This window comes from Sorangium sp. So ce375 (assembly GCF_051473855.1).
In the GTDB taxonomy this organism is placed as follows: Bacteria; Myxococcota_A; Polyangia; order Polyangiales; family Polyangiaceae; genus Sorangium.
In genome coordinates this window covers 6590320-6605926 of record NZ_CP150335.1, presented here as the reverse complement: position 1 = coordinate 6605926, position 15607 = coordinate 6590320, and the positions used below count along the sequence as shown (strand labels likewise).

Below are 15607 nucleotides of genomic sequence, written 5' to 3'. Positions count from 1 at the left end.
GCATCGATAATCGATCTGCGTGCCCAGGATACGGGCTCATCCGCATGCTTTGGCGCAGGGGGGAGTCGATGGATCCCGCGATGATCACGCCCGCTCCGAGCGGGAGGTCGCGGGCCCGCGTGAGATCAGGCGTCTTTCCGGACGCAGGCCTCGCGGGCCGCGTTCACTGCTCGGCTTGCGGCTCGACGTCGGCGCAGCAGCGGAAGCCGACCTCGTAGCCGTAGTCGTCTTCCTTGTGAAAGGTCGTCATGGGACGGCATGCGCTCCGGATCGGACCCCACCACCCGCCCTTGAGCCCGCTGCGGTAGGGGGCCTTCTGATCGGTGCGCACCACCCACTCGTTGACGTTGCCGTTCAGATCGAAGACGCCCGCCCACGAGGCGCACGCGGCGCGCCCGCCGGCCGGCTCGCGGCCGTCCAGGCGCGCGAGCTCGGCGGCGCACCGCGCGTTCTGCTGGCACGCTTGGTAGTGGAGCAGCCGCTGCGAGTGATCCGGGAAGCGGTACTCTCGGTCCTGATTGCACGTCTCGGCGTTCCGCTCGTAGCCGTAGACGTACGGCAGCAACTCGGGACCTTCGCAAGCGAAGTTGAACTCGGCCTCGGTGCACAGCCGCTTGCCCTGCTCCGCGCAGAGCTCGCCGGCTTGCTCCCACGAGGTCAGCGTGCGCGGCAGCTCGCCCGCGACGTTCGGGTACTCGTACCGGTCCATGCAGAACGAGAGATGCTCCGTCTTCTTGGCGACGCACCGCGACGACTCACGGAATCGCAGGCATCGGGCGGCCACGCCCGGCTCTCCGTGGCGCTTTGTCCATTCGGGGTGGTACTCGAGGCATTCCTGCACCACGGCGCCGCAATACTCGCCCTCCACCCGCACCATCCCGCCGGGGCACCCCTCGGTCGAGCCGGGCAGGACGACCGGCACCTCGATCGTCGCCTGATCGCCCAGCGGCTCGTCCGTCTCCGTCGTCGGAGCCGCGACGGGCGGCGGGTCGGACGGCTCCGCCTCGGTCGTCGACGTCGCGACCGGCTGCGGGTCGGACAGCTCCGCCTCGGTCGCCGGAGTCGCGGCCGGCTGCGGGTCGGACAGCTCTGCAGGCTGCTCGGGAATCTCGATGTGCCGGGCATCGCCCCCGCCTCCGCCCCCGCTCCCGTCGGTGTCCGAGTGACCTCCGCAGCTCAGGGTCGCAGCGCCAAGCAGTGTCAGTACCGTGAAGCCCAGGATACGCACGTTAACCTCTTCCCACGTCTGGCTACATCAGCCTACATTCGTGGGCCAAAATTGATGCTGACCCGGGCTCGCCTCGATTTCTTCTTCTCCGCGAGCGTCGGGAGCCGGCTGGAGAGATTGCAAAATCTCGGCCTGCTGCCTTGCTCCGGAAATGCCGGGCTTCGGGCCTGTTCGAGGTGGCTTTATCCCGCGGCGTGGCCGCCCGGTGGTCCAGGGTGGCCGGCCAGCGCGGCCACTTGGGCAGACAGGTCCGCGCGCGACATGCGCACCGTGCCTCTCCCTGCGATCTTCTTGCGCAGTTGGCTGGCCGCTGGAACTTGTGGGCGCCGGCCGCGTCAGCGGGCGATGGCGTCGCGCTCCGTCACGTCGCGCCGACCGAGGGCTCAGGCGGGGAGCTGGGCCCGCTCCTCTTGTTCACGCCGCACGCCGAGTTGACTGGCGGGCCGCAGCAGGGGGCCAGCTCGCGTCCAGTCGTCGCGGCGCCACGTGGGTCTTTAGGCGGGTCTCGAGCTGAGGGGGGTCCCCTCGTCGTTCCACGTGGTGAACCCTGGCGCGTCCGGGTGCGCGGCCTTCACCACGCAGAAGCGCTGGCCGGTCGGCGCCTCGAGCACCCACCACGTCGAGGACTGCGTGACCCGCTTGGCGCCGAGCCGCTCGAGGCGGCGCACCTCGGCCTCGATGTCGTCGGTCTCGATGTCGAGGTGGACGCGGCTCCCGTGCTTCACGCTCTGCACCTCGACCGACAGATCGCGCGCCGAAGCGTCCAGGCGGACGTAGGCCTCGCCGTCGTTACCGCGCGATCGCATTCCGAGCGCCGCGCTCCAGAAGCGCGCGGCGCCATCGAGATCGTCGGTGCGGCAGTCGATGATGAACCCAGCCAGGCGACTCTTGTGCATGCGCTCGATGTACCATGGCGCGGATGCTGCGCCGGGCGTTCATGCGCGATTGCTGCCCGCGCACCAGCGGGCCTCGCTAGAGGTCCAGCGTCGGCTCCTGGAGCATCAGGCTCACGTCCGCCACACCGGGCAACGCCTGGAGCCTCGTCACGAGGTCGGCCCGCAGGTCGGGGTGGCGCACGCGGATCTGGTACGCGTGCTCCATGACGGTGCCCTGCGCCGCCTCGCGCAAGGTCACGAGCGAGAAGGTGCCGCAGTGCTCGCGGAGGATGCCCGCGATCGCGCCGGCGATCTCCGCGCCTGCCTGGCCGGCCGGCGCCACGAAGCGGAGCAGCCCGTCCGGCTGCCGCCGCGACCCATAGCCGGTGATGTGGAGAAGGAGCGAGGCGACGCCGAACATCGCGGCCCCCGCGATCGCCGCGCCGTAGGCCCGCGCGCCGCTCGCCATGCCGATGGTGAGCGACGCGAAGACGAACACGACGTCGCGCGGATCGCGCAGCGTGGTGCGGAACCGGATCGCGGAGACGCCCCCCGCGATGCCGATGCCGGCCGCGATGTTGTGGCCGACGGCGAGCATCAGCGTGCACGTGATGATGCTGCCCAGCGCCATGCTCTGGACGACCGTCCGGGAGTACGAGAGGCCGCGGAACGTGAGCATGTAGACGCCCGCGATGCCCTGCGTGAGCCCGAAGGCGACGAGCAGGGCGACGAGCGCGTCGCGCCACTCGACGGCCTCGCCGTGCGAGAGCGCGGTCAGCCAGTCCATCATTGCCACCCTGTGACCCGGAACGACCGCGCCTCCGGGAGCGTCAGCTGCGCGGTGACGCCGTAGCAGTATTTGGAGAACGAGTGCCGGACGAGGTCGAGACGCCGTACGAGCGCCACCATCCACGGAGGCGGCCGGCGCTCGAACTTGAGCTCGAGGACACTGACGGGCTCCGGCGTCTGCGTCTGGACGGGGTGGTCGACCGGGCGCCACCCCCCTTCGGAGGCATCGAGATCCAGCGTCTCCCTGCGCTGACAGACGATCTTACGATCGAACGTCAGGCGCGCGTAGGTGTCGAGCGTGCTCTCGTACGCCTCGCGCTCGTAGTCGACAAGGAGCGCCGGCCTGAGGTCGTGGCGGTGGAACGCGCCGATGAACCGCTCCGCGCCCTTCCGCGCGCCCGGCGAGAGCCGATCGAGCGAGGCGGGGCGGCCGGGCCCGAGCAGATCGCGCCAATCGCTCGCTGGCACCGCCGCGCGCGACTTGACGATCACGTCCTGGATGCGCCGCTTCACCTCGAGGAAGACCGGGCTGGTCTTCCCGGGATACGTGCGCACCCGCAGCTTGAAGCGATCGCGCTGCTCGCGGGCGTTGGCCCAGTAGAGGTCGTACCCGCGCGTGTCGAGGTAGAGCGACCGGATGCGGTACACGCCGTCCGCGTCGGCGTACCGGTCCCGCCGGCCGACCGAGAGGGCCGTGGCCCGGATCTGCGGGACGAGGCGCTCCGGCACCAGGTATTTGAACTCGTATCGTTCGATGACGTCCAGGACTCTCGCCTCCTCGGTCGTCAAGGGCAAGCGCGCCACGCCGCTGCGCGTCGCGAAGTTGTTACGGTAACCACGCAATAATGACACAAATTTCACCGGCGTCAGCAAGCGGAATCCATCTCTGGGCCACGAGATCTTTGTGCTTTCCTTGCAACGTGCGCGCCTGCGGCAGCGCTGGGGGGCGCCCGGCGCGGCTCGGGGCCGACGCTGTTCGTCGCCTTGGGCTGACAGGGGCTCGGGTCGGTGCCGGCGGGGCGGACCTTCGGCCACCTGGGGGACGTTGGCCGGCGCGCTCCTCGGCGTCGGCCCGTGCTCCAGCGTGGTCGCTGGTGGGAGGCCCGCGGATGGGTTGTGGCGCTCGTGCCTCCACAACCACTCCGGCGACGGCGCCTGCGGTCTTTGCGCTCGCGGTCGATGGCCTCGTGGCGAGCTCGAGGCGGCGGGCGCGCTGGCGATCGACGGGGCGAGCGCTGCCCCAGGTCCGCGCGGCGCGGGCCGAGGTCGCTGCCTGTCTGTGCCACCGCGCGCCCGGCTCATGATCGCGTCGTCATGAGTCGATTTCGTGAGCCGGTCCTCGCGGGCGGCGAAGCCGTCGCGACGGGCCGCGCTCGCGCTCATCGACGCGGTGACCCGCTGCACGCGAATTTGTTGAAGGCCGCGTGGATCCAGGCGAGATCATCGAACGACCCGCATGCGTCAGATTCCCGACCTCCTCGCCGTCCTCCAGCAGATCGTGCGGCGGGCCATGGCGATCCTCCCGCACGCGCCGCGCGGCTGCCTGCTGCTCCGCGAGGGCGACCGCTTCGTGGCCAGAGCGCTGGTCGGGTTCGACGCGCCACCTGGGTTTTCCTCGCGCGTTCCGGTCGACGCAAAGCTCACCGACGAGGGCGGCGCGCTCGGCGCGGCGGCGCGATCGGACGCCGCGCGCGCGAGCCGCATCGTCGATGCGCGGGCGTGGTACCGGACGTACCTGCCGTTCGCGATCGAGGCGGGCCGCGGCGTCCCCGAAGGCGCCGGGCTGCTGGTCGCGCCCATCCATCTGTGCGGCGAGCCGGCCGGCTACCTCGCCATCGAGCAGGCCGCATCGGAGCCTCCGGACGAGGAGCGCCGCGCCACGATCGACGTGCTGGCGGGCACGGCCGGAGACGCGCTGGAGCGGCACAGGCTCTATGACGACAAGGCGAGCGCGGCGCAGGAGATCCGCCTGTTCGAGCGGCTGCTCCAAGAGGTGGGAACGACGCTCGCGCTGCACGACCTCATCGAGATCATCGCTCACGGCATCAAGAGCGTGCAGCTCGACCCGAGCTGGAACACGGTGGAGATCTGGCTGATCGAGGAGGACCGCGGCGGGGACGGCCCTGCGCCCGCGCGGGGCGACCTTGGCGTTCGCGTCTACCGGGCCCCGCCGTCGGAGCCGACGACCTACTTCCAGAACATCCGCGCCGGCGCCGAATGCGCGGCGCGGCCCCTCGGCGTCTCCATCGACTGGCGGACCGGCCACGGCGGCGACGGCGAGGGCTCTCAGCGCGCCCTGCTCGACGAGGCGATCGGCCGGCGCATGTCCGGCATCATCGTCGCGCCCAGCAACCCCGAGCGCGCGGAAGAGGCGTTTCGTCGAGCCGCCGAGACGGACATTCCGGTCGTCGTGATCGACACACCTCCGATCCCGGGCAGCCGGGCGCCGCTCTATATCGGGACGGACAACGTGGCGTCGGGCAGGCTGGCGGCCGAGGTGATGAAGCGGCTGCTCCCGGGTGGCGGCGTCGTCGCGCCCCTTGGCGCCGTGGGGCTCGCGCTGAACATCCGCGAGCGCATCGAGGGGTTCCGCGCGGCGGCGCTCGGGTCGAACCTCACGGTGCTGCCGACGATCCCGTGCGACTGGGATCAGGAAGCGGGGACGAGGCTCGCCACGGCGGCGCTCGAGGGGCGGTCCGACATCACGGGCGCCTTCGGCGCCGCGGCGGACAACGGTCCGTCGTGGGGCCGCGCCGCGCGAGCCCTCGGCCGGGCCGGAGATCTCAAGGTCGTCGGCTTCGATCTCGTCGCCCGCACGGTCGCGCTGCTCCGGCAAGGGGCGATCCACGCGACGATCGTCCAGCGCGAGGACGACATGGGCGTCCGTGCCGTCGAGACGATCCACCGGATGATCACGCGCGGCGTCGGGCCGACCCTCGCCGAGCTGCCGCCGTCTCGTGTCCTCCACACCCGCGTCGACTGCGTCACGCTCGAGCAGACGCCGTGGTCCACGACGCTGAGCGACTATCTCACGCTCGACGCGGCCCGACGGGCCGCGGCCGGGCACGGCGGCCGGATCGCGCGCGTCGACCGCGCGATCGAGGTGATGATGATCGGGCACTCGCCCGCCTCGAGCTCCGTCGCCGAGGACCAGGTCTCGATCCCGACGCGCTCGCTAGTGCGCCGCGCGATCGAGTCGGGCCGCCCGGTGGTGATCGACCCTACCGAGCGCGGAGCGGGCGCGGACGCCGCTCTGCCTGCCGCCCACGACGGCGCGCGCACGGCCGTCGCCGTGCCCTTGCAAGGCCGCGGCAACGTCCTCGGTGCGCTCGTCCTGAGCAGCGCTCGCAAGGAGGCGTGCGACGCGGGCGACGTGGCGTTCCTGGTCCGCGTCGCCGGCACGGTGGCGGTCGGCGTCGAGAACGCCCGGCTGCTCCGCCGCATCTCGGCGCGGACCGAGGAGCTCGAGCGCGCCAACCTGCAGCAGGCGGCGATGCTCCAGACGATCCGCGAGCTCTCGAGCCCCGTGGTGCCCATCGCGGACGGCATCCTGGTGATGCCCGTGGTGGGCGTCATGGATGCCCAGCGCTCCGGCGACTTCATCGCGTCGATGCTCCGCGAGATCGACGCGAAGCGCGCGCGCGTCGTGCTGATCGACGTCACCGGCATGGCGTTCGTCGACGCGACGGCGGCGTCCCGGCTCTTCGAGGCGGCGCAGGCGGCCGCGCTGCTGGGCGCCGAGGCGGTGCTCGTCGGCATCAGGCCGGAAGCCGCGCAGATGATGGTCCGGCAAGGCCTGGACCTCGGCTCGATGGTGACGCACGCCAACCTGGCGAGCGGCTTCCGCTACGCGCTCTCGGTGGTGCGCCGCCGCCAGGCAAAGCGCGGCTGACCGCGGCGGCTACCCCGTCCCGGCGGCGGGCGGCGCCTCGATGCGTCGCGGCTCCGTGGCCCTCGACTCGCCGGCGCGCTGGGCGCGCCGCTGCGCCTGGGCGACGTGCACCACCTGGTCGAAGACGACGGCCACGAGGATGACGGCGCCGATGATGATGAACGTCCAGTTCGGGTCGAGGCGCCAGATGCGCTGAACACCGCCGTCGCTGTGGCGGATCTGGAACATGTTGATGCCGTTGTCGATGACCCGCATGAGGGCCGAGCCGATGAGGATCCCGAGCGCGCTGCCTTCGCCGCCGCGCAGCGAGCAGCCTCCGAGCACGGCGCCGGCGATCGCGTAGAGCTCGTAGCCCATCCCGACCTGCTGCGACATCTGGCCGATGTAGGACGCGTAGCAGACGCCCGCGATCCCGCCCGTCGCCGACGAGATGACGTACGTCGAGACCTCCACCCGGCGCACGTCGATGCCCGAGTACTCGGCGGCCTCGCGGTTGCCGCCGAGCGCGTACATGTAGCGCCCGAGCACGGTGAAGTGCAGCACGTACGCGCCGGCGGCGAGGATCACGAGGAAGATGACGACCGGGTAGGGGATGAGCGCGTCGCCCTTGACGTGCAGCAGCCCGCCGTTGGCGAGGCCGAGGAACGGCGAGTCGCCGAAGCTCAGCGTGCCGCCCTCCGCCACCGTCTGAGAGACGCCGCGCACGAGGAGCATGCCGCCGAGCGTGACGACGAACGGCTGCAGCTTGAGCCGCGTGATGAGGAGCCCCTGCGCGAGCCCCACCAGCATCGCGGCGCCGAGCGCCGCCGGGATGCCGATCCAGAGCGGGTAGCCAAGGCAAGCCATCCCCGAGGACGAGATCTTGGCGAGCAGGACGCCGGTGAGGCCGATCACCGAGCCGATCGACAGATCGATGCCGCCGGCGATGATGACGAACCCCATGCCCATCGCGTAGATGCCGAGCATCGCGATCTGCCGCGTGGTGTTGACGACGTTGGATTGCCCGAGGAAGTCGGGGTTGGAGAGCCAGAGCCCCGCGCACATCAGGGCGAGCACGAGGCTCATGCCCAGCTCACGTCTCATGCGGTCACCTCATCCACCTCACCGTGCACGCCTCTCGCGCTCCCCGTCATCAGCGCCGCGACGCGCTGCTGCGTCAGCCCTTCGCGCGGGAGCACGCCCGTGATCCGCCGCTCGTGCATGACGACCACGCGATCGCTCATGCCGAGCACCTCCTCCATGTCCGAGCTGACTATCAAGAGCGTCATCCCTTCCGCGGCGAGCGCGGCCATGTGCCTGTAGATCTCGGCCTTGGTACCGACGTCGATGCCGCGCGTCGGCTCGTCGAGGAGGAGGACACGCGGGCTCATCGACAGCCATTTCCCGAGGACGACCTTCTGCTGGTTGCCGCCGGAGAGGTTCACCGACGGCTGATCGAGCGTCGGCGTCTTGATGCGGAGGCGGTCGACCTCGGCCCGCGCGGCGCGGCGCTCCGCGGCGCGGTCGAGCCAGAAGGAGCGCGCATAGCGGGCGAGGCCCGGCAGCGACGCGTTCTCGACGACGGTCATGGGGAGCACGAGCCCGTGCCGCTTGCGATCCTCCGGCGCGAGGCACACGCCGCGGTCGATGGCGTCGCGCGTCGTCCGCGGCTGGTAAGGCTCTCCGCCGAGCGTCATCGTGCCGCCGAGCGCCCGGGTCGCCCCGAAGATCGCCTGCATCAGCTCGGTGCGCCCCGAGCCGACCAGCCCCGCGAAGCCGAGGATCTCCCCGCGCAGCGCGGTGAAGCTCACGCCTCCGGGCGCGCCGGGCACGACGAGGTCGCGCACCTCGAGCACCGGCTCTTGCGGCGGGCGCGCGCGCCTCTCGGGGAAGTAGCGGCCGCTGAGCTCCCGCCCGACCATCATGGCGACGATCCTGTCGTGCGTCGCCTCGGCCCGCGCGAGCTCGCCGACGTGCCGGCCGTCGCGCAGCACGGCGATGCGGTCGGCCAGGCTCAATACCTCGTCCATGCGGTGAGAGATGTAGATGATGCCGATCCCCTCCGCGCGGAGCCTCTCCACGATCGCGAAGAGGTCCCTCGACTCGCCGGCGGTGAGCGACGACGTCGGCTCGTCCATGACGAGGATGCGCGCGCTGGACGAGAGGGCCTTGGCGATCTCGACCATCTGCATCTGCCCGGCGGTGAGCGCCGACACGGGCGTGGTCGGCGCGAGCGGGAGGCCGACGCGCGCGAGGAGGGCCGTCGTCTTCGCGTTCAGCTCGTCGCGCCGGACCGGGGCGAGCAGGCGGGTGTTCGACCCCTCGTTCCCGAGGAAGACGTTCGCCGCGATGTCGAGGTTCGGCGCGAGCATCAGCTCCTGATGGATCAGCGCGACGCCGAGGCGCTTGGCCGCGCGCACGCCGCGCAGCGAAGCGGGCGCTCCGTCGATGAAGATCTGCCCCTCGTCGGGCGCGCAAGCGCCGCCGAGGATCTTCATGAGCGTGCTCTTGCCCGCGCCGTTCTCTCCAACGAGCGCGAGCACCTCGCCGGCGCGGAGCGAGAGCGACACCCCCGAGAGCGCGGTGACACCCGGGAACCGCTTGACGATCCCGCGCATCGCGAGGAGGGGTGGGAGATCGGGAGTCGACGTCATCCGCCTTGGTCAGCGGCTCGATCGAGCGAGGCCTTGATCGAGGCGCCGGGGAGCAGGTTACTTCTTCAGCTCTACGAGCTTGGCCTTGAACTCCGCCACGTTGTCCTTGTGGATGACGTCGACGCCGGTGTCGACCATCTTGTCCTTGGGGATGGCGGCCATGGCCGCTTCGCCCTTCGTCGCGAGCTCGTGCATCCACTTGCTCGACAGGTAGCCGAACTGGAACGGCTTCTGAACGACGGTGCACCCGACTGTGCCGCTCTCGATGCCGCTGAGCGTCGCGTCTTCCTCGTCGAACACGGCCGGGATGACCTTGCCCTTCTTCCCGAGCGCCTCGACGGCCGCGATGATGGCCGGCCCGTTGTACGACCAGAGGCCGGTCGCGACGTTGAGGTCCGGGTGAGCGTTGATGATGTCTTCGACGTTCGCGCGCGCCTTGGCACGATCGGCGTTGTCCTCGCGCTTGTCGACGATCTGGATGTTGTGGGCGGTGACCACGTCCTGGATGCCCTTGAGGCGCTGGGTCGCGTTGTCGACGGCGAACATCCCGACGAAGACGGCCATCTTCCCGCCGTCCGGCAGGATCTTCACGATCTCGTTGCCGAGCACCCTGCCGGCCTCGTAGTTGTTGGTGCCGATGTAGAGCAGCCGGTTCGACTTCGGGGCGTCGGAGTCGAACGTGATCAGCTTGACCTTCTCGGCGACCTTGTTGAGCACGGGGACCTGATCGTTCGGCGCCAGGACGGTCACGGCGACGGCGTCGTAGCCCTGGCTGGCGAGGCTCTCCAGGATCTGGTTCTGCTCCTCGGGCGTGCCGTTGGGCGGCGCCTTGATGTCAACTTGAATCTTCGCCTCTTGCTCGTACTTGTGGACGCCGGCCCCGGCGATCCGCCAGAACTCGCTGGTCCCGCTTGTCACGAAGGCGAGCTTGACGACCTTGGCCGTGGTCGGAGCGCTCTTGCCGTTGCTGTCGGGGCTCTTGCCCGCCTCGTCCCCGCCCCCCTGATCACAGCCGACGATCCATGTCATGGACAGCACGGCGAACGCTGCAAACGCTAGCTTCCAGAAACGATTCTTGTCTTTCACGCCAGTCCTCCCCCGCCTTGCCTGCGAAAGGCGTGCGTCGATGTCGATGTCGCTGAGCCGCGACACAACGAATACCCCGACGCGAGGTTAGCGGACCCACCCCGACGATGTCGCGCCTCACGTGAGCGACCCAAACGGAAATTCGACGGGTGAGGTGTCGGAGTTTTGAGCACCGCAGGCATGCAGGTCATGGTCGAGCCCACCCGATCCGGACGAGGTCCTGCTGGGCAGCGTTCGCGCCGCGGGCGACTCACTCCGGGCACGCCGCGGCGCACCCCTCACCCCCGCAGTCGACGCCGGCCTCGTCGCCGTTTTTCACGCCGTCGGTGCACGTGGGCGCCTGGCACATACCGCCCCAGCACACGCTGCTCAGGCAGTCCGCGCCGGTCTCGCAGCCACCGCCCACCGGGCAGCGCGGGCAAAACAGCTTGCCACAGTCGACGCCGGCCTCGAGGCCGTTCTTCACGCCATCGCTGCACGTCGGGATCATGCAGCTTTCGTTCGTGCACACGCGGCTCTCGCAGTCCTTGGCGACCTTGCAGCGCTCGCTCGGCGGGCAAGGGCGGCACGGGCCACCGCAGTCCAAGCCTGTTTCCCGGAGCCCCGCGTCCTGCGCACCGTTCACGCAGTGCTCCGGCACGCACCAGACACCATCACACGCGAGCCCGCCGGGGCACAGCAGCGTCGGGTCCGCGTCAACGCACTGGACGCAGGCGCCTTCATGGCATCGCCCGGAGCCCGAGGCGGGACATACGACCCCATCCAGGATGAGATTTCGTGGCCCATCGATCTCGCAGACGTCGAGGGTGCACTGGTTGCCGTCGTCGTAGGCATCGACGGCCGCCAGGCTGACCACCCGGCCCTCGGCCGTGCACTCCTCGACCTTGCAGTCGCCGCGGACCTGCGAGGCGATCGGGCCCTGCTCTATCTCGACGACGCACGCGCCGTCCACGCACCTCCCCACGCCGCACCGCGGGTCCGGCGGGCCCGCGCAGTCAACGTCGCCCTCGCAGCCCCCGGGTGGAACGGGCACCCCCGAGCACGTCTCGGTGCCCTCCGCGCACTCGTCGCAGTACCGGCACTCCTCGAAGCAGCTCGGCGCGTCGTCGCCGAGCGCGCAGCAGATGACCTTTCCCGGTTCGCTACACTTGCAATGCTCGTCGACGCAGATCGTGCCCGGCACATTCTGCAGGTCCGACTGGCAGTGGTCCGTGGTCGCGCACCTTCCACCCACGTAGGGCCCATCGCCGCAAGCAAAGAAGGTCGCTGAGATGAATAGAAAGAGGAGAGCAGCAGCACAATTCGCGATGGGTCTACCCATGCGTCCAGTCCTCCGGCACGAGGCTGTGGCGCCGGCACCCCGGCGGCCCCAATCCGCCAGGGTGTCGTCTGCCAGGTCGTCTCGGGGCGCAGTATGCCGCGGTCAGGCGGCCGCCGTCACGCAAGTTTTCGCAAGATCGCGTTGCGGGCGAGGCGGCCTTCGATCAGCGCAGGCAGCGCAGGCGCGATGTCGAAGCGCACATCAAAACGCGCTCGTGAACGTAAGCCCCTTGGCCGACACCGTGATCTCTGCCGGCCCGCGCGGATAGAGGGTATAGCCGAGCGTGGCGGTCAGGACGGCCCCTCCCGCGATGAGGCCGGCGATGCCCACACCACGATACGTGCGCGCATCGTCGTAGTCCGAGACCGATTGCTGGCAAATCGGCTGGGTCAACCGGAAGCAACCGTTCGGCCCCGCGGAGAGCGCGGCGGAGTAGCCCGCATCGTCCTTCTTCCCCGCGCCGACGAGCATCACGGTGCCAATCGCGGCCAGGGTGGCGGACAGCCCGAAGCCGCCGGCGACGAGCTCCGGCCGCGGCCCGGGCGAGGGAGGCAGGGGGATGAGGGGGGGCGAGCGGGGGCCGGGAGGCGGCGCCGGCGCGCCTGCGGGCGCGGCCGGGAGGCCTTCGGACGGCGCAGGGACGTCGGCGGGCCTGGCGGCGAAGGTGAGCACGACCTCCCGCGCCTCGCCGCGCGGCACGTCGATCTCGGCCGTCGCGAGGTTGCCGTTCAGCACGGCGCGCACCACGTGGCGCCCGGGGGCGACGGGGACGGGCTTGTCGCCCTCGATCTCGGTGGGCGCGCCGTCGATCGTGATCTTCGAGCCCTCGGGGGCGACAACGTGGAGCTCGCCGGTGAGCTGCCGCGCGCGGGCGAGGTCGCTGAGCCGCGACTCGACGAGCGCGCGCTCCGCGGGCGTCCTGGGCGCGCGCATGATCTCCTGGCAGAGCGACAGCCAGCGCACGGCGGCCGGCGCGTCGCCGAGCCGGAGCGACAGCGCCCCGATGTTGCAGGCGGCGACCTGAGCGCGATCGAGCCGCCAGACGGCCATCCACAGGTCGCGCGAGTCGGCCAGCCGATCCTCGCGAGCGGCCGCGTTCGCCTGCTGCATGAGCCGGGCGACCGCCTGCGTCGGGGCCTCCGCGCGACCCTCCGCCGCGCCGAACAGCAGGGCGATGCACAGCGGGAGCGCGGCGACACGACGTGTGTTCCTTCGCACGGGTGTGGATCTCCTCGGCCGAGTCTCGGGTTTTGCGGACCGCTTCGGAGCGGGAGCTCCGGTCGACGGCCCCACGTACCAGAAGGAGGCTGTCGGTGGAAGCCCTGGAAGCCGCCGGGGTGCCTGGGTGTCGGGCGATGGGGGCTGGCCAGGCGCGATCTCGGCGCGCTCTGGCGGAGCGAGCCAGATCTCCGGCCGTCGTCGAGCGCTGATCACCGGTGATTCTTCAACGATGCTCGTATCGAGGCGTGGTGCGAGATGGGATATCGGTGCTGACGTCGAAGATCGCGGCGTTCGCGGCGTTGCTCGCTCTCACGAAGGCGTTCGTCGAGGCGCTGTCGTTCAATACTCGTACCTCATGGCGGTGCCCCGACCGTCGCGCGCCTTCGTGGTGAGCCACGCGCGCGCGCCGCCACCCAGTGAAAGACGAGCGCGCGTCCGGCAGGCGATGATGCCGTGAGGACGAACTGGCGGAAGCTCTGGTGTACCCCTCCGCCCATCTCGGCGCCGCCACGTCGGTGGGGTCGTCTGACCGTCTCTTACGCGAAACTTGACACGTCCGATGAGCCATCGGTTATGATGGCTCCCGCCTCATCATGCGACGACGCCACCCGGCATGTTCGGCCCGATGAGGTGTGGCGGACCGTCGCGTCTTCACCGCCACAAGTGTCCCGCGGTGCTTCCGGCAGCAACCTCGCGCCGGCGTCACCCGGTGGCGATGCGGACGACGGAGCCCCTGCGTTGCGCGATCGGCGTTGCTCGTCCTACCTTCGCCCCCGGCAAGCGCTGCCTTGATGGATAGGCCGCCGGTGGCCCCCCGCTCGATGCCCGAACATTCGACCGCCTCGGCTTCTATCTCCACGAGACCCGCGCTCACGTTCGCGCTGGTGCAGCGCGCAGCAGGGCAGGATCCGCGCGCCGAGGAGGATCTCTGCCTCGCGCTCGAGCCGACCATCCAGCCCGTCGCCGCCCGCCTCCTCCGCGGGTGCCGCGCGCACGGGCACGACGCGCGCTGGGAGGTCGAAGACCTCTTGAATGAGGTGCTGATGTTCCTCGCGGAGGATCGTTGGCACCGGCTCCGCCAATGGGACCCTGCGCGCGGCGCGGGCCTCCAGGGCTTCGTCGCCGTCCTCGCGCGGAACCGGATCATCGGGATCCTCCGTAGCAGGCGACAGAACCCCTGGCTCGAGCAGCCGGCCGAGGACCAGGAGATCGAGCGGCAACGCGAGATCGAGGGGAGCGTCGAGGACGTGTTCGGGGACGCCGAGCGCCGCGCCCTCCTGCTCGACGCCGTCGAGCACGGCCTCGGCGCGAAGGACGCCCAGCTCTTCCGCTGGTTCTATGACCTCGAGCTCTCGGCCGAGCAGGTCTGCGATCTGACCGGGCGGAGCCGCGCGCAGGTCTACAACGACAAGCACCGGCTGCTGGAGCGGGTCAAGGCGGTCGTCGGCACCGCGCTGCGAGGACTGCTGGGCTCCCGGCGTAGTACCCTGGATGGTGAGCCATGAGGGACGAGGAGCTTCTGGAGGCGCTGAGGAGAGCAGCGCAGGAGCGGGATCCGTTCGTCGATCCGCGCTGGGAAGCGCTCGCCGAAGGGAAGCTCGCCGGGCAGGAAGCGGAGGCGTTCCGCGCGGAGATGCAGCGCTCCGAGGAGGGACGGCTGGCGGAGGAGATGCTCCGGCCGTTCGACGTCGAGGAGCGGAGGCTGAAGGTCCGGCGCCTCCTGGCCGAGCGGCGAGGCCAGGCGGCTGCGGGGGCGCCGCGCTTCCCGTGGCGCAAGGCGGTCCCGGTCGCGGCGCTGGCGGCCGCAGCCGCGCTGGCCCTGCTGGTGCGCCCTCGTTCGCCAGAGCCGCTTCCCCCGTACGCGCTGGTGACCTCGGCAGAGCGTGGGGATCCGGCGGCCGGGCCCGCTGTGCACCTCCGGGCGGGCGGCAGCCTCACGATGACGCTCCGACCCGAGGAGGCGGTGAGCGGGCCGGTGATCCTGCGGGCGGCGCTCGTGTACGAGCAACGCGCAGCGCTCTGGGCCCTGCCCTCGGGCGCGGCGCAGATCTCTCCCACCGGCGCGGTGCGGATCGCCGGCACCCGCGAGGCCCTGTTCCCGGACGGCGCGATCGGGGTCTACGAGATCGTGCTGGCCGTCGGCCGGCCGGAGGTCCTCCCGGAGGACGCTGGCGCGATCGCCCGCGCTGAGCCGCAGGACGGCGTCCGCGTGCTGCGGCAGCAGGTGATCCTGGAGCCGCCTTGAGCGGTGCTCGGAGGTCGCGGAGTGCGCGGCGACTCTCCGCAGCGGTGTTCCTCGCGAGCCTCTCGCTCGCACCCCATGCCGAGCACGCCGCGCAGCCCAAGGTCGCCGCGCAGCCCAAGGACGCCGCGCCCGAGCTCGGCGTCGCCGAGTCGCTGCGGCGAAGCGGCAAGCTCGATGAGGCGGAGGCGCAGCTCCTCGCCCTCGTCGGCGACCCGCGGGCCGCCGTGCAGGCGCAGGCCGTCGGCAAGCTCGCGAGGATCGCCCGAACACGGGGCCCCTGAAGAAAAACGCACCGCCCTGATAGACCGGCACGCGAA

The 15607-nt window shown here is 70.8% G+C and carries 13 protein-coding genes; 4 read left to right on the top strand and 9 right to left on the bottom strand.

Annotation, left to right across the window (positions count from 1 at the left end; translation table 11 throughout):
- Positions 1-163 precede the first annotated feature (163 nt).
- The 4 genes from WME90_RS24420 to WME90_RS24405 all read right to left on the bottom strand — a co-directional run bounded on the left by WME90_RS24420 (position 164) and on the right by WME90_RS24405 (position 3735).
- Positions 164-1228, bottom strand: coding sequence for an SUMF1/EgtB/PvdO family nonheme iron enzyme (locus WME90_RS24420; RefSeq protein ID WP_437274382.1), 1065 nt, complete (start codon positions 1226-1228; stop codon positions 164-166).
- A 494-nt stretch (positions 1229-1722) separates the two neighbouring features.
- On the bottom strand, positions 1723-2124 hold the full coding sequence (locus tag WME90_RS24415) for a VOC family protein (RefSeq protein WP_437274381.1): 402 nt from the start codon (positions 2122-2124) through the stop codon (positions 1723-1725).
- 76 nt (positions 2125-2200) lie between these two features.
- Positions 2201-2893 (bottom strand): DUF4956 domain-containing protein, encoded by a 693-nt coding sequence (locus WME90_RS24410; RefSeq protein ID WP_437274380.1) that lies wholly within the window; start codon positions 2891-2893, stop codon positions 2201-2203.
- On the bottom strand, positions 2890-3735 hold the full coding sequence (locus tag WME90_RS24405) for a polyphosphate polymerase domain-containing protein (protein WP_437274379.1): 846 nt from the start codon (positions 3733-3735) through the stop codon (positions 2890-2892). Before WME90_RS24405 ends, WME90_RS24410 begins: the two co-directional genes overlap by 4 nt.
- Before the next feature lie 613 nt (positions 3736-4348).
- On the opposite strand from WME90_RS24405, the gene WME90_RS24400 reads away from it, so the two are divergent.
- Positions 4349-6784, top strand: coding sequence for a substrate-binding domain-containing protein (locus WME90_RS24400; protein WP_437274378.1), 2436 nt, complete (start codon positions 4349-4351; stop codon positions 6782-6784).
- 9 nt (positions 6785-6793) lie between these two features.
- On the opposite strand, the gene WME90_RS24395 is transcribed toward WME90_RS24400, so the two are convergent.
- The 5 genes from WME90_RS24395 to WME90_RS24375 all read right to left on the bottom strand — a co-directional run bounded on the left by WME90_RS24395 (position 6794) and on the right by WME90_RS24375 (position 13042).
- On the bottom strand, positions 6794-7867 hold the full coding sequence (locus WME90_RS24395) for an ABC transporter permease (RefSeq protein ID WP_437274377.1): 1074 nt from the start codon (positions 7865-7867) through the stop codon (positions 6794-6796).
- Positions 7864-9417, bottom strand: coding sequence for a sugar ABC transporter ATP-binding protein (locus WME90_RS24390; RefSeq protein WP_437274376.1), 1554 nt, complete (start codon positions 9415-9417; stop codon positions 7864-7866). Before WME90_RS24390 ends, WME90_RS24395 begins: the two co-directional genes overlap by 4 nt.
- A 57-nt stretch (positions 9418-9474) precedes the next feature.
- Complete coding sequence (locus WME90_RS24385) at positions 9475-10503, bottom strand: sugar-binding protein (RefSeq protein WP_437274375.1); 1029 nt, start codon at positions 10501-10503, stop codon at positions 9475-9477.
- Between the two features lie 250 nt (positions 10504-10753).
- On the bottom strand, positions 10754-11824 hold the full coding sequence (locus tag WME90_RS24380) for a hypothetical protein (RefSeq protein ID WP_437274374.1): 1071 nt from the start codon (positions 11822-11824) through the stop codon (positions 10754-10756).
- A 201-nt stretch (positions 11825-12025) separates the two neighbouring features.
- Positions 12026-13042 (bottom strand): hypothetical protein, encoded by a 1017-nt coding sequence (locus WME90_RS24375; protein WP_437274373.1) that lies wholly within the window; start codon positions 13040-13042, stop codon positions 12026-12028.
- Between the two features lie 809 nt (positions 13043-13851).
- Between WME90_RS24375 and WME90_RS24370 the strand changes: the two genes are divergently transcribed.
- From WME90_RS24370 to WME90_RS24360, 3 genes are read left to right on the top strand one after another with little or no spacing between them, the layout of a single operon-like run.
- Positions 13852-14550: an RNA polymerase sigma factor gene (locus WME90_RS24370; RefSeq protein ID WP_437274372.1), complete on the top strand. Its 699-nt coding sequence runs from the start codon at positions 13852-13854 to the stop codon at positions 14548-14550.
- The gene (locus WME90_RS24365) at positions 14547-15290 is read left to right on the top strand and encodes a hypothetical protein (RefSeq protein ID WP_437274371.1); all 744 of its coding nucleotides are present in this window, start codon (positions 14547-14549) and stop codon (positions 15288-15290) included. The genes WME90_RS24370 and WME90_RS24365 overlap by 4 nt, the downstream gene beginning before the upstream one ends.
- Before the next feature lie 44 nt (positions 15291-15334).
- Positions 15335-15571, top strand: a complete 237-nt coding sequence (locus WME90_RS24360; RefSeq protein WP_437274370.1) for a hypothetical protein — start codon at positions 15335-15337, stop codon at positions 15569-15571.
- Positions 15572-15607 lie beyond the last annotated feature (36 nt).

Coding starts and splice junctions, on each gene's coding strand:
- WME90_RS24380 (WP_437274374.1), bottom strand. CDS start 11,824: ATGGGTAGACCCATCGCGAATTGTGCTGCTGCTCTCCTCTTTCTATTC.
- WME90_RS24400 (WP_437274378.1), top strand. CDS start 4,349: ATGCGTCAGATTCCCGACCTCCTCGCCGTCCTCCAGCAGATCGTGCGG.
- WME90_RS24410 (WP_437274380.1), bottom strand. CDS start 2,893: ATGATGGACTGGCTGACCGCGCTCTCGCACGGCGAGGCCGTCGAGTGG.
- WME90_RS24390 (WP_437274376.1), bottom strand. CDS start 9,417: ATGACGTCGACTCCCGATCTCCCACCCCTCCTCGCGATGCGCGGGATC.
- WME90_RS24365 (WP_437274371.1), top strand. CDS start 14,547: ATGAGGGACGAGGAGCTTCTGGAGGCGCTGAGGAGAGCAGCGCAGGAG.
- WME90_RS24415 (WP_437274381.1), bottom strand. CDS start 2,124: ATGCACAAGAGTCGCCTGGCTGGGTTCATCATCGACTGCCGCACCGAC.
- WME90_RS24395 (WP_437274377.1), bottom strand. CDS start 7,867: ATGAGACGTGAGCTGGGCATGAGCCTCGTGCTCGCCCTGATGTGCGCG.